Origin of the sequence: Streptomyces sp. NPDC014861, assembly GCF_043081625.1 — a bacterium.
Taxonomy (GTDB): domain Bacteria; phylum Actinomycetota; class Actinomycetes; order Streptomycetales; family Streptomycetaceae; genus Streptomyces.
Genome location: NZ_JBIBWV010000001.1, coordinates 582,642 through 595,902, shown reverse-complemented (window position 1 = coordinate 595,902; position 13,261 = coordinate 582,642). Strand labels below are relative to the sequence as shown.

The following is a 13,261-nucleotide window of genomic DNA, read 5'->3' as shown; positions in this document are numbered from 1 at the left end:
GCCCGACCGCCCTCCCCTCACACCGCCTAGGAGACCGACATGCTGGACATCGCCGAAGAGCTGCACCGGTGGGTCGAGCAGGGACGCGACTTCGCCGTGGCCACCGTGGTGGCCGTCGGCGGCAGCGCGCCCCGCCAGCCCGGCGCCGCCCTCGCCGTCGACAGCGAGGGCACCGCGATCGGCTCGGTCTCCGGCGGGTGCGTGGAGGGCGCGGTGTACGAGCTGTGCCAGACGGCGCTCGACGACGGCGAGGTCGTCGTCGAACGCTTCGGCTACAGCGACGAGGACGCCTTCGCGGTCGGCCTGACCTGCGGCGGCATCATCGACATCCTCGTCACGCCGGTCCGCGGCGGGGTCTTCCCCGCCGCCCTGGCCGCCGCCGTCTCGGGGGAGGCGGCGGCCCTCGCCCGGATCGTCTCCGGCCCCGGCGAGCTGCTCGGCCAGGCGCTCCTGGTCCACCCGGACGGCTCGTACGAGGGCAAGCTCGGCGGCCACCCCGAGCTGGACCGCACCGCGGCCGCCGAGGCCCGCGCCCTGCTGGACGCAGGCCGCACCGGCACGGTGGAGATCGGCGAGGACGGCAGCCGCTGCGGACAGCCGCTGACCCTGCTCGTGGAGTCCTCCGTCCCCGCCCCCCGCATGATCGTCTTCGGTGCCATCGACTTCGCCTCCGCCCTCGTCCGGGTCGGCAAGTTCCTCGGCTACCACGTCACCGTCTGCGACGCCCGGCCCGTCTTCGCGACGAAGCTCCGCTTCCCCGAGGCCGACGAGATCGTCGTCGAGTGGCCCCACCGCTACCTGGAGTCGACCGAGGTCGACGCCCGGACCGTGCTCTGCGTCCTCACCCACGACGCCAAGTTCGACGTCCCCCTCCTCCGGGCCGCGCTGCGGCTCCCCGTCGCCTACATCGGCGCGATGGGCTCCCGCCGCACCCACGAGGACCGCAACAAGCGCCTCCGCGAGGTCGGCGTCACCGAACTCGAACTCGCCCGGCTGCGCTCCCCGATCGGCCTCGACCTCGGCGCCCGCACGCCGGAGGAGACGGCCCTGTCGATCGGCGCGGAGATCGTCGCCAACCGGCGGGGCGGCAGCGGCGCCTCGCTCACCGGCGCCCACACGCCCATCCACCACGACGGCCCGGACAGCCCGCTCGCGGGCCGCATCGGCTCCGTGGCCTGACCCCGGCCGGTCCCTCCACGGCGACGGCCCCCACGTCCTGGAGGACGTGGGGGCCGTCGCCGTCGCCGTCCCGGTCAGTGGGCCGTGCGGTCCCGGACCGTCTCCGTCCAGGCGGGGGGCTCCTCGGCGGGCGCCGGGTCCTCGCGGCGCCCGCCGCGGGCGAAGAAGTCGGCCAGCGGGAGGATCGCCGCGCCGACCGTGACCGCGTCGGGTCCCAGCGTGCCGAGGCCCAGGGTGACGCGCGCGGCGGGGTACGCCAGGGCGTACGCGCGCGCGTGGCGCTCGACCTCCGCCAGGAAGCGGGTGCCGAGGAGGAGTCCGGCCCAGCCGCCGACGAGGATCCGCTCCGGCTGGAAGAGGTTGATCAGGTCCGCGAAACCGGCGCCCAGGTACTCGGCGGTCTCCGCCAGGACGGCGACCGCCGCCGCGTCCGGCTCCCCGCCGTCGGAGGGGTGCGCGGCGGCCGTCATCGCCGCGAGGGCCGCCTCCTCGCCCGCGCCGGCCGGCGGCTCGCCGCCCGCCTCCCGCCACCGTTCGAGCAGCGCCTCGGCACCGGCGTACGCCTCCAGGCAGCCCAGGGCGCCGCAGCGGCACCGCCGCCCCCGGACCTGCACCTTCAGATGGCCCCATTCGAGCGCCCGGCCGGGCGCGGGCGGATCGGTGGTGACACAGGCGCCGACGCCGGAGCCGAAGAGGACCACGACCGCGCTGCTCGCGCCCCGGCCCGCGCCGAACCACATCTCGGCCTGGCCGAGCGTCTTGGCGCCGTTGTCGATCCGGTACGGGACCTCCGCCGGCAGCTCGACCGCCTCGCGCAGCAGCCGCTCCAGCGGCACCGCGTCCCAGCCGACCGTCTGGCCGTGCACCAGGGCGCCGCCCCCGGCCGGGTGCTCGACGATGCCGGGGACGCCCACGCCCACGCCGAGCAGGGCCTCCGCAGGGACGTCCGCCGTGCGCAGCACCTCCGCGATGCCCTCGCGGATGTGGTCGACGACGATCCCGACCTCGTACCGCTCGGCGCCCTCCGCGGCGGGGGCCAGCGGGCGCTCGGTGCGGGCGAGCTCGGTGAGGGTGAGGTCGAAGAGCTCGATCCGGATCCGGGTCTCCCCGACGTCCACCCCGATCATGCGGCCGCTGGCGGGGGCGACGCGCAGCAGGATCCGGGGGCGGCCGCCGGCCGAGTCGACGCTGCCGGCCTCCTCGACCAGGCCCTCGGCGACCAGCTCCGCGACCACGTTGCTGATGGAACCGGAGCTGAGCCCGGTCGCCGGACCGAGCGAGAAGCGGCTCATGGGGCCGTCGAAGTAGAGCCGCCGGAGGACCGCGGTGCGGTTCTCGCGCCGCAGGTCCCGCACGGTCCGGCCGTTCGGTCTGGTCACTGGGGCCCCTCGCGGTAGTGGTCCATCGGGCGGAGGTGGGTCATTCCGGGGCCGCCTCAGACCCGGCGGAGCCCGCTGAGCAGCAGCTCGGCCAGCTGGTCGTACGCCTCGGCGTCCGCGAGGCCGGTGGCCGACGCCACCTGCCGCCGCTGGATGCGGACCATGACGGAGGCGATGACGTCGGCGGCGAAGGCCACGTGGACCTCCCGGAAGACGCCCGCGCTGACGCCCTCCTCGATGATCTCCTTCACCCGTCCGGCGGCGGCCCGGGTGTTCCGCTCGTACACCTCGGCGGCCGGCTCGAAGGCGGCCACGTCGTCGAAGAACTGCGGCGAGACCGGCGCCAGCTCGGCGGAGACGGCCCGCAGATAGGCGGAGAGCCGCTCGGCGGGCCCGCTCGCGGCGGCGAGGACCGCCTCGACCCGGGCGGTGGCGCGCCGGAAGAAGTGCACGACGGCCGCCCGGACCAGCTGCTCCTTGCTGTCGGCCAGGCCGTACAGGGTGCGCTTGGAGCAGTGCAGCCGCGCGGCGAGGTCGTCCAGGGTCAGCCGGGCGAAGCCCTCGCCGACGAGCAGGGCGACCAGGTCCTCGAAGAGGGCGGAGCGGCGCGCCGCGCCCCGGCCCGTGAGCTTCGGGGCGTCGGCGGCGGAGGTCTCGATCACCCGCACAGTATGCCGGGCCGTCCGCGCGGAGGGAGGACGTCCGTTCGTGAGTGCGCTATTTTTAGCGGTACTGGAGTACCCGTCCAAGTACCACTTTGCGCGCCGATGGAGTCGCCATGGATGTCGACCGCCTGCTTCCCACCCCCGAGGCGGCGGACCTCATCGCCCTCACCCGCGAGATCGCCGACAACGAGCTCTCGACGCGGGTGGACGAGCACGAGGCCGCCGAGACCTATCCCGAGGGTCTCTTCGCCACGCTCGGCCGGGCCGGCCTCCTCGGCCTCGCCTACCCCGAGGAGTACGGCGGCGGAGGCCAGCCGTACGAGGTCTACCTCCAGGTCCTGGAGGAGCTGGCGGCCCGCTGGGCGGCCGTCGCGGTCGCCACCAGCGTCCACACGCTGGCCTGCCACCCGCTGTACGCCTTCGGCACCGACGCGCAGAAGGAGCGCTGGCTCCCGTCGATGCTGGAGGGCCGGCTCGTCGGCGGCTACAGCCTCTCCGAGCCGCAGGCCGGCTCGGACGCGGCCGCCCTCGCCTGCAAGGCGGAGCGCCAGGAGGACGGCGGCGGCTACCGGATCACCGGCACCAAGGCGTGGATCACCCACGGCGGCAAGGCCGGCTTCTACGCCCTCTTCGCCCGCACCGCCCCCGGCGGCCACGGCATCTCCTGCTTCCTCGCCCCCGGCGAGACCGACGGCCTCTCCTTCGGCGCCCCCGAGCGCAAGATGGGCCTCCAGGCGGTCCCCACCACCTCCGCCTACTGGGACGGCGCCCTCCTCGGGGAGGACCGGCTCATCGGCACCGAGGGCCAGGGCCTCCAGATCGCCTTCAGCGCCCTCGACAACGGCCGCCTCGGCATCGCCGCCTGCGCCACCGGCCTCGCCCAGGCCGCCCTGGACGCCGCCGTCGACTACGCCAACGAGCGCACCACCTTCGGCCGCCGGATCGTCGACCACCAGGGCCTCGGCTTCCTCCTCGCCGACATGGCCGCCGCCGTCGACGCGGCCCGCGCCACCTACCTGGACGCGGCCCGCCGCCGCGACCTCGGCCGCCCCTTCAGCCGCCAGGCCAGCGCCGCGAAGCTGATCGCCACGGACACGGCCATGAAGGTCACCACGGACGCCGTCCAGGTCCTCGGCGGCTACGGCTACACCCGCGACTTCCCCGTCGAGCGCTACATGCGCGAGGCGAAGATCATGCAGATCTTCGAGGGCACGAACCAGATCCAGCGGCTGGTGATCAGCCGGGGGCTCGCGCGTCCGGAGGCGTAGCGGGCGGGGAGGCGGCGGTCAGGAGCCGTTCAGGTAGGCGGTGAGGGCAGGGTCGGGGGAGTAGCGCACCCCGGCGTACCGGCGCAGGCCCTCGTCCAGGCGGCGGAGGGCCGGGCGGGGATCCTCCGAGGCGTCGAAGTCGAGCCTCATGAGACCGTCCCGCTCGCTCTTCCCGGTGAAGCCGACGGGGACGGCCAGGCCCGCGCGGGGGCGGACGGTCGCGGCCAGCTGCCAGCGACGCCCCTCCCGGGAACCAGCCTTCTCGGGCCGGATCGTGACGTGGGTGACGTCCGGCCACCGCAAGGACCAGCGCCGGTCCTGGAACCGGCAGTGAAGGTGATCGGCGGTCAGCACGACGGTCCGCCGCAGGGGCGGCACGCCGGACAGGACGGCGCCCGCGAGCAGGAAGACGAGCGCGCCGATCGCGGCGGTGAGGGCGGTGGTGGGCCAGGGGACGAAGAAGGCCAGGAGGATCGCGCCGGGCACGGCGGCGAGCGCGCCGGCGCCCGCGAGGCAGCCGCCCGTGTTCTCCCGGCGGCTCGGCGTCTCCAGCAGGCCCGAGCTCACCACCACCGTCTGGAGAGCCGCCGCCTTCGGGACCCGGGCCGGATCGGGGGCCTTCGCCGTCTTCGGGACCCTCGCCGCCGCTGCCGCGCGATCGACGGCGCGGGGCCGGGGCCGGGGCTCGGGTGTCGCGGTGCCCGGGCTGAGCAGGTCCAGGATCCGGGAGGCGGACGGGCGGCGCTGCGGAGCCTTCTCCAGGCACGCGGCGACGAGTCCCCTGAGGCCCGGGGGAACGCCGTCGAGCGCCGGGCGGTCATGGACGACCCGGTAGAGCAGCGCGGGCGCGGAGCCCTCGCCGAAGGGGGCACGGCCGGTGGCCGCGTACACCAGGACCGCGCCCAGCGCGAAGACGTCGCTCGGCGGGCCCACGTGTTTGCCCGAGGCCTGCTCCGGGCTCATGTAGCCAGGGGTCCCGACCACCAGGCCGGTGCCCGTGAGGGCGGTGGCGCCCTCGACCGCCTTCGAGATGCCGAAGTCGATCACGCGCGGGCCCGTGCCGGTGACCAGGATGTTCGACGGCTTCAGGTCGCGGTGGACCAGACCGGCCCGGTGGACCGCCTCCAGCGCCTCCGCGAGACCGGCCGCCAGGGAGCGCACCTCCGGCTCGGGAAGCGCACCCCGGCCGCGTACGAGCACCGCCAGGTCGGGCGCGTCGATGTAGTCGCTGGCCACCCAGGGGACGGCCCCCTCCGGATCGGCGTCCACGATCGGGGCCGTCCAGAAGCCGCCGATCGTCCTGGCCGCCGCCACCTCGCGGCGGAACCGCTCCCGGAAGCCCGGGTCGGCGGCGATCTGGGGGCGGATCACCTTGACGGCGAGCCGCCGACCGCTGCGGGACACGGCGAGGAAGACCTGTCCCATCCCGCCCTCGCCGAGCCGCGCCGAGAGGCGGTACGGGCCGATCGACGTGGGATCCTCCGGCTGCAACTCCTGCACGGTGCCCCCGAATTCGTGTGCCTGAAGGGGTGATCCTTCCAGAGGGGCGCGGGCTCGGGCCAGTCCGGGCCGGACCTCCGTGCGCGGGGGCGCCGGGGGATCCCGAGGTGATTTCGTTTTGAACAAGTTGGGGCGTATGCTCGAGGAGCCACCCCGGTTCGCCTGTGTTCCCCCGTTTCAGGCGGACCGGGGTCCGGCGTTCTCGGAGGCTACTTCTCCAGGGCCGCCACGCCCGCGCGGGCGAACTTCTCGTCGAGGTCGCCCGAGGGCGCGCCCGCCACGCCGATGCCCGCGACCGGGGCGCCCGCCGCGGTGACCGGGGTGCCGCCGCCGAGGAAGAGGGTGCCGGGGATGTCCTTCAGGTTCGGGGCCCGGTCCAGGCGCCCGGCGAGGACCGAGGTCGGGGCGTTCCACGCCACGGCCGTGAACGCCTTCCGCTCCGCCGACCCGTAGGACTGCGGGCCCGCGCCGTCGCCGCGGAGGGTGACGAGCGTGTTGCCGTCGCGGTCGACGACGGCGACGGTGACGCGCTGGTGCTCCGCCTCGGCCGCGTCCAGCGCCGCCCTGGCCGCCTTCGTCGCCGCGGCGATCGTCAGACGGTCGGCGGAGGCCGTGTGCACGGTCGCGGCCTCGGTGACGGCCGCCGGGGCGGCGGCCCGCTCACCGCCGGCGCTCGCGGAGTAGGCGCCGACCCCCGCCACGCCGAGGGCGACGATCGCGCCGCCGGTCGCCAGACGGGTCCGGTGGGCCTTCTTCACGTGCTTCATAGGGCTGTCGCTCCAGGGGTCGGGGGGCGAAGATCGACTGACGCCCCATCCTCCGGCCGGTACCGGGCGCGGACCGTCGGCGCACCGGCTGCGGGCCGCGGGCGGATCGGCGGACGCCGGGGTCCACCGATCGGATGACCCCCGTCCCTCCACCGGCTCGTAGCGGGTTCTATGGTGAGCGGCGCAGACCGCGCGGACCGCGTGGTCCCCCGCGGGGACGCGCCCCCGGCCCGGCGGCCAACCCGCCGGCAGGGTCACCCGCACGACACGAACGAGGAGTTCCATGGACATCGCCGGCTCCGCCGCTCTCGTCACCGGCGCCGCTTCCGGGCTCGGCGCCGCCACCGCCGCCGCGCTCGCCGCCCGGGGCGCCACGGTCTACGGGCTCGACCTGGAGAAGGCCGTCGCCGCCGCCGGGGAACTCCCCGAGGGCGTGCGGCTGATCGCCGCCGACGTGACCGACGAGGACCAGGTCCGCGCCGCGCTCGCGGAGGCCGACGCCGACGGCGCCGAGCTGCGGCTCGCCGTGAACTGCGCGGGCATCGCCCCCTCGGCACGCGTCCTGGGCCGCAAGGGCCCGCACGACCTGGACCTGTTCCGCGCCGTCGTGGACGTCAATCTCATCGGGACGTTCAACGTGATGCGGCTCGCCGCCGAGGCCATCGCCCGGCACGAGCCCGACGCGCACGGGCAGCGCGGTCTCGTCGTCAACACCGCCTCGATCGCCGCCTTCGAGGGCCAGGTCGGGCAGATCGCCTACGCCGCCTCCAAGGCGGGCGTGGCCGGCATGACCATCACGGCCGCCCGCGACCTCGCCCAGTTCGGCATCCGGGTCGTCACCGTGGCCCCCGGCATCGTGGACACCCCGATGATGGCCGGCTTCAGCGAGGAGATCCGGGCCGGGCTCGCCGCGAGCGTGACCTTCCCGCAGCGCCTCGCCCGGCCGGAGGAGTACGCCCGCCTGATCACGATGGTCGCCGAGCACGACTACCTCAACGGCGAGACGATCCGGATGGACGGCGCCCTGCGGATGGCAGCCCGCTGACCCCCGCCCCCGGGGCCGTTCGCCGACCCCCGCCCCCGGGGCCGCCCGCTGACCCTCGGGGCCGGCCGCTGCCCCCCGGGGCGCCTGGGGCCCGTCGTAGCGCACTCGGTGCCGGAGAATTCCGGCACCGAGTGCCGCGCGAGGGCGCCACCGGTGTTAGGTTCGTGCCATGGCAGCAGCGGCGACGAACCCCCGGACCACCCCGAAGCCCGCGATGCGGGACTCCCTCATCGCCGCGGCCTTCCAGCTCTTCCTGGAGCGGGGCTACGAGCAGACCACCGTCGACGACATCGTCACGCTCGCCGGCGTCGGACGGCGCTCCTTCTTCCGCTACTTCCCGTCGAAGGAGGACGTGGTCTTCCCCGACCACGAGCAGTGCCTCGACGACATGACCCGCTTCCTCGCCGCGAGCGCCGACACCGACGACCCCATGGCCCGGGTCTGCGACGCCGCCCGCCTGGTCCTGCGGATGTACGCGGAGAACCCGACCTTCTCCGTCCAGCGCTACCGGCTCACCCGTGAGGTCGCCGGACTGCGCACGTACGAGCTCTCCGTCGTCTGGCGGTACGAGAAGACCCTCGGCGACCACCTGCGCGCCCGCTGGGCCGACCGCAGGGACGGCACCCTGCGCGCCAACGTGGCCGCCGCGGCCGTCGTCGCCGCCCACAACCACGCCCTGCGGCACTGGCTGCGCTCGGGGGGCGAGGGCGACCCGCTGGAGGAGGTCGACCGCGCCCTGGAGTTCGTCCGGGCCGCCTGGAGCCCCGACGCGGTCCCGGGCGTCCCCGGCGAGGCCGTCGCCGACGAGGTCGACGACGTGGTCGTGGTCATCACCAAGCGGTCCACGCCGATGTGGCGCGTGGTGCGCGAGGTCGAGTCGAGCCTCGGCGAGAGCTGAGGGGCGGGAGGACACTCCCGGAACACGAAGGGTTCTCAGTATCTCGATTTGAGGGAACTCAGGTCTTTCTTTGCTGGCACTGAGTGCCATATCTTGGGCTCCATGCACGGTCGAGCCGCCGAGTGCGAGGAGAAGGCATCGTGTTCCACACGGGACTGAGGAACCCCGGCGCCGTCCGGACCGAGGAATCGGCCGAGGGCACCGATCTCTACTTCCAGCGCTGCGCCTGGTGCCACACCACCACCTTCCAGCGCCTGCTCTGTCCGACCTGCGGGTCGACCGAGCTGGCGCCCCAGCTCAGCGAGGGCGAGGGTGTGATCACCGTCCGCCGCGCCCACACCGCCGCGGATGCGGACCTCTGGCCGGTGCACATGGCCGAGGGCTTCGTCGTCCGCTGCCGGGTCGACGGGCCGCCGCACGCCGTGCGCCCGGGCGTCCGGGTCAGGCTCGCGAGCGCCGCGGACACCGGGCGCAGGCCGGTCGTCCGGCTCTGCGAGGAGGTCGCGCTGGACGGCTGGATCTGAGCCGCGAGGGAAGGCCGAAAGGGGGTGGCACAGAGTGCCACCCCCTTCGCCGTGTCCGGATGTCCGGCCGCGTCAGCGGGTGCCGATCTCCTCGGTGAGCTGCGGCAGCACCTCGAAGAGGTCGCCGACCACGCCGTAGTCGACCAGGTCGAAGATCGGGGCCTCGGGGTCCTTGTTGACCGCGACGATCGTCTTCGACGTCTGCATGCCGGCCCGGTGCTGGATCGCGCCGGAGATGCCCGCCGCGACGTACAGCTGCGGCGAGACCTGCTTGCCGGTCTGGCCGACCTGGTTGGAGTGCGGGTACCAGCCGGCGTCGACGGCGGCGCGGGAGGCGCCGACGGCCGCGCCGAGCGAGTCGGCCAGCTTCTCGACGACCTCGAAGCCCTCGGCGGCGCCGACACCGCGCCCGCCGGAGACCACGATCGCGGACTCGGTCAGCTCCGGGCGGCCGGTGGAGACGCGCGCGGTGCGGGAGACGACCTTCGCCGCGTTGCCGGTGAAGGCGACGGTGACGTTCTCGACCGTGCCGGCGGCCGGGGCGGCCTCCGGGGCGGCGGAGTTCGGCTTGACGGTGATGACCGGAACGCCGTGCGAGACGCGGGACCGCACCTGGTACGAGGCGGCGAAGACCGACTGCGTGGCGATCGGGCCCTCGGCGCCGGCCTCCAGCTCGACGGCGTCGGTGATGAGGCCGGAGCCGAGGCGGAGCGCGACGCGGGCCGCGATCTCCTTGCCCTCGCCGGAGGAGGTCACCAGGACGGCGGCCACCTCCTTCTCCCGCGCGATCTGCGCGAGCGCGTCGACCTTGGGGACGACGAGCTGCTCGGTGAACTCGGCGCCGTCCGCCACGTAGACGGTGGCCGCGCCGTACTCGGCGGCGGTGGCGGCGACGGAGGCGGCGGCCTCGCCGGCTCCGAGGACGACCGCGGTCGGCTCGCCCAGCCGGCGGGCCAGGGTGAGCAGTTCGAGGGCCGGCTTGCGGACCGCACCGTCGGCGTGGTCCACGAGGACCAGGATCTCAGCCATGGTTCCTTGCTCCTGAAGTGGGGTGACGGACGGTCAGATGAACTTCTGCGAGGCGAGGAAGGCGGCCAGCTGCTTACCGCCGTCACCGTCCTCGTTCGTGACGATCGTGCCCTGGGTGCGGGCCGGGCGGGCGTCCGCCGACTCGACCAGGGTCCAGGAGCCGGCCAGGCCGACCTCGTCCTCGTCGAGCTCCAGGTCGTCGAGCTCCAGCTCCTCGACCGGCTTCTTCTTGGCGGCCATGATCCCCTTGAAGGAGGGGTAACGGGCCTCGCCGGACTGGTCGGTGACCGAGACGACGGCCGGCAGCGGGGCCTGAACGAGCTCGGTGGCGGCGTCGCCGTCCCGGCGGCCCTTCACGAGCTCGCCCTCCACCGAGACCTCGGAGAGCAGCGTCGCCTGGGGCAGGTTCAGCCGCTCGGCCAGCAGCGCGGGCAGCACGCCCATGGTGCCGTCGGTCGAGGCCATGCCGCAGACGACCAGGTCGAAGCCGGTCTTCTCCAGCGCCTTGGCGAGGATCGCGGAGGTGGCGATGACGTCGGAGCCGTGGATGGCCTCGTCGTTGACGTGGACGGCCTTGTCGGCGCCCATCGACAGCGCCTTGCGCAGGGCGTCCTTGGCGTCGTCCGGGCCGACGGTGACGACGGTCACCTCGGCGTCGTCGGCCTCCTCGGAGATCCGCAGGGCCTGCTCGACCGCGTACTCGTCGAGCTCCGACAGCAGCCCGTCGACCTCGTCGCGGTCCACGGTCAGGTCGTCGGCGAAACCGCGGTCGCCGGTCGCGTCGGGCACGTACTTCACACAGACGGCGATCCTCAGGGTCACGGCCTGTCTCCTTTCGGTGAAAGCGGTCGGTTACGGGAGGTTGCGGGCCATGACGATGCGCTGGATCTGGTTGGTGCCTTCGTAGATCTGGGTGATCTTGGCGTCGCGCATCATGCGTTCGACGGGGTAGTCGCGGGTGTAGCCGTAGCCGCCGAGGAGCTGGACGGCGTCGATGGTGACCTCCATGGCGATGTCGGAGGCGAAGCACTTGGCGGCGGCGCCGAAGAAGGTGAGGTCCTGCTTGTCGGCTCCGGCGGTGACGCGTTCGGAGCGGGCGGCGGCGGCGTAGGTGAGCTGGCGGGCGGCCTCCAGCTTCATCGCCATGTCGGCGAGCATGAACTGCACGCCCTGGAAGTCGGCGATCGGCTTGCCGAACTGCTTGCGCTCGGTGACGTAGCCCTTGGCGTAGTCCAGGGCGCCCTGGGCGATGCCGAGGGCCTGGGCGGCGATGGTGACGCGGGTGTGGTCGAGGGTCTTCATCGCGGTGGCGAAGCCGGTGCCCTCGGCGCCGATCATGCGGCTCGCGGGGATGCGGACGTTGTCGAGGTAGACCTCGCGGGTGGGGGAGCCCTTGATGCCGAGCTTCTTCTCCGGGGCGCCGAAGGAGACGCCCTCGTCGGACTTCTCCACGACGAAGGCGCTGATGCCCCTGGAGCGCTTGTCGGGGTCGGTGACGGCCATGACCGTGTAGTACTCGGAGACGCCGGCGTTGGTGATCCACCGCTTGACACCGTCGAGGACCCAGAAGTCGCCGTCGCGGACCGCGCGGGTCTTCATGCCGGCCGCGTCGGAGCCGGCGTCGGGCTCGGACAGGGCGTAGGAGAACATCGCCTGGCCGGCGGCGAGCGGGGCGAGGTACTTCGCCTTCAGCTCCTCCGAGCCGGACAGGACCACCGGGAGCGAGCCCAGCTTGTTGACGGCCGGGATCAGCGAGGACGCGCCGCAGACCCGGGCGACCTCCTCGATCACGATCACGGTGGCCAGCGCGTCCGCGCCCGCGCCGCCATAGGCCTCCGGGACGTGGACCGCGTGCAGGTCGTTGGCGACCAGCGCGTCCAGGGCCTCCTGCGGGAAACGCCCCTCCTCGTCCACCGCCGCCGCGAACGGGGCGATCTTCGCCTCCGCCAGCGCACGCACCGACTCCCGGAGCATCTCGTGCTCCTCGGAGGTCCGGTACAGGTCGAAGTCCTTGCCCATGGTCTTGAGCTCCCTGGAAATGCTGGTGGCACCGGGCGTACGGGGCCTGGCTTGTGGCACCCGGAATCGGCTACGGCACCGCGTATGGCACTGAGTACCCTCAGCAAAACACACTCAGTGCCATGACGCCAGAGCGCCCCGACGGCAGACTGCCGTCGGGGCGCTCAACAAGACCGCGCGGTTGGTTTCCGCTAACTCTCCGCGTCCGCGGCGTCGGCCTCCTCGTGACGCCGCCGGGCCTCCTCGTACTCGACCGCCAGGAGCTTCGCGCGCTGCTGGGACATGTCGAGGCCGGTCAGGACCGCGGGCGTGCTGATGCTCGGCAGGACGTGCTGGAGCAGGACGACGACACGGCGCGTGAGGTCTTCCCGCCCGCAAACCACCTGGGACATGGTCTGGATGCCGGCGAACGCGCCGGAGAAGAGCTCGGCGGTGTCCACCACGTTGACGTGCGGCAGGATCTCGCCCCGCGCCTTGGCCGCCGTGAGGGCCTCGGCGACCTGATCCACCCACGCCTGGAACGGCGCCGCCCGGTCCACGCCCGTGGCGCCGCTGTCGAGGGCGAGCGCCACGCTCGCCTGGACCAGGGGGTCGCTCTGGAGACGGTGGGCCAGGAGGAAGCCCTGGTCCACCAGCTCCTGGAGCTTCATGTCCTGCGGGGTCAGGGGCTCGTCGAGCAGTTGGGCGTTCAGGACGCCGAGGGCAAGATCTTCCTTGGAAGCAAAGTGGAAATAGAGGGCCCCTTTGGTCACTCCGGCGCGCGTGAGGATTTCTCCGATCGTCGCCCGCTCGTAACCGCGCTCCGCGAAGACGGCCGCGGCCGAATCGAGAATGATCCGCCGGGTCCTGATCGCACGCGCTTGCTGCGCCAAAGTGACTCCTGCTGTCTCGCTGTCCGTGCTCACCCTGTGACGTGAAGCATTGAAAAGAAAACCGTACTGTACGTATTCTACGCGCGACCTAACTCGGCGGACCTCGACGGGCAATG

13 protein-coding genes are annotated in these 13,261 nt (G+C 73.6%); 5 read left to right on the top strand and 8 right to left on the bottom strand.

What is annotated here, in order from left to right:
• Window positions 1-39 precede the first annotated feature (39 nt).
• Window positions 40-1,179, top strand: a complete 1,140-nt coding sequence (locus tag ACF1BN_RS02575) for an XdhC family protein (RefSeq protein WP_392329738.1) — start codon at window positions 40-42, stop codon at window positions 1,177-1,179.
• A 74-nt stretch (window positions 1,180-1,253) separates the two neighbouring features.
• Here the strand turns inward: ACF1BN_RS02575 and ACF1BN_RS02570 are convergent, their stop codons facing one another.
• Together ACF1BN_RS02570 and ACF1BN_RS02565 are read right to left on the bottom strand one after the other, a co-directional pair.
• Window positions 1,254-2,558: an ROK family protein gene (locus tag ACF1BN_RS02570; protein ID WP_392329737.1), complete on the bottom strand. Its 1,305-nt coding sequence runs from the start codon at window positions 2,556-2,558 to the stop codon at window positions 1,254-1,256.
• 56 nt (window positions 2,559-2,614) lie between these two features.
• Window positions 2,615-3,220 (bottom strand): TetR/AcrR family transcriptional regulator, encoded by a 606-nt coding sequence (locus ACF1BN_RS02565; protein WP_392329736.1) that lies wholly within the window; start codon window positions 3,218-3,220, stop codon window positions 2,615-2,617.
• Between the two features lie 116 nt (window positions 3,221-3,336).
• Between ACF1BN_RS02565 and ACF1BN_RS02560 the strand changes: the two genes are divergently transcribed.
• A complete protein-coding gene (locus ACF1BN_RS02560; RefSeq protein WP_392329735.1) occupies window positions 3,337-4,491 on the top strand; it encodes an acyl-CoA dehydrogenase family protein in 1,155 nt (384 codons plus the stop codon).
• An 18-nt stretch (window positions 4,492-4,509) separates the two neighbouring features.
• Here ACF1BN_RS02560 and ACF1BN_RS02555 read toward each other — a convergent pair whose 3' ends face one another.
• Both ACF1BN_RS02555 and ACF1BN_RS02550 read right to left on the bottom strand, forming a co-directional pair.
• A complete protein-coding gene (locus ACF1BN_RS02555) occupies window positions 4,510-5,991 on the bottom strand; it encodes a serine/threonine-protein kinase (RefSeq protein WP_392329734.1) in 1,482 nt (493 codons plus the stop codon).
• A gap of 209 nt (window positions 5,992-6,200) precedes the next feature.
• Window positions 6,201-6,758, bottom strand: a complete 558-nt coding sequence (locus ACF1BN_RS02550) for a heme-binding protein (protein WP_392329733.1) — start codon at window positions 6,756-6,758, stop codon at window positions 6,201-6,203.
• A 283-nt stretch (window positions 6,759-7,041) separates the two neighbouring features.
• Between ACF1BN_RS02550 and ACF1BN_RS02545 the strand changes: the two genes are divergently transcribed.
• The 3 genes from ACF1BN_RS02545 (at window position 7,042) to ACF1BN_RS02535 (ending at window position 9,225) form a co-directional block, all read left to right on the top strand.
• Window positions 7,042-7,803, top strand: a complete 762-nt coding sequence (locus tag ACF1BN_RS02545) for an SDR family NAD(P)-dependent oxidoreductase (protein ID WP_392329732.1) — start codon at window positions 7,042-7,044, stop codon at window positions 7,801-7,803.
• 169 nt (window positions 7,804-7,972) lie between these two features.
• Entirely contained in the window at window positions 7,973-8,701 is a 729-nt protein-coding gene (locus ACF1BN_RS02540; RefSeq protein ID WP_392329731.1) for a TetR/AcrR family transcriptional regulator, read from the top strand.
• 140 nt (window positions 8,702-8,841) lie between these two features.
• On the top strand, window positions 8,842-9,225 hold the full coding sequence (locus ACF1BN_RS02535) for a Zn-ribbon domain-containing OB-fold protein (protein ID WP_392329730.1): 384 nt from the start codon (window positions 8,842-8,844) through the stop codon (window positions 9,223-9,225).
• A 72-nt stretch (window positions 9,226-9,297) separates the two neighbouring features.
• Here the strand turns inward: ACF1BN_RS02535 and ACF1BN_RS02530 are convergent, their stop codons facing one another.
• The 4 genes from ACF1BN_RS02530 to ACF1BN_RS02515 all read right to left on the bottom strand — a co-directional run bounded on the left by ACF1BN_RS02530 (window position 9,298) and on the right by ACF1BN_RS02515 (window position 13,145).
• Window positions 9,298-10,254: an electron transfer flavoprotein subunit alpha/FixB family protein gene (locus ACF1BN_RS02530; protein WP_392329729.1), complete on the bottom strand. Its 957-nt coding sequence runs from the start codon at window positions 10,252-10,254 to the stop codon at window positions 9,298-9,300.
• 33 nt (window positions 10,255-10,287) lie between these two features.
• Window positions 10,288-11,076 carry an electron transfer flavoprotein subunit beta/FixA family protein gene (locus ACF1BN_RS02525; RefSeq protein ID WP_392329728.1) on the bottom strand — a complete coding sequence of 263 codons (789 nt, stop codon included), beginning with the start codon at window positions 11,074-11,076 and terminating at the stop codon, window positions 10,288-10,290.
• Window positions 11,077-11,106: 30 nt separating this feature from the next.
• Window positions 11,107-12,273, bottom strand: a complete 1,167-nt coding sequence (locus ACF1BN_RS02520) for an acyl-CoA dehydrogenase family protein (protein ID WP_392329727.1) — start codon at window positions 12,271-12,273, stop codon at window positions 11,107-11,109.
• A gap of 191 nt (window positions 12,274-12,464) precedes the next feature.
• Window positions 12,465-13,145 (bottom strand): ScbR family autoregulator-binding transcription factor, encoded by a 681-nt coding sequence (locus tag ACF1BN_RS02515; RefSeq protein ID WP_392329726.1) that lies wholly within the window; start codon window positions 13,143-13,145, stop codon window positions 12,465-12,467.
• Between the last annotated feature and the right edge of the window lie 116 nt (window positions 13,146-13,261).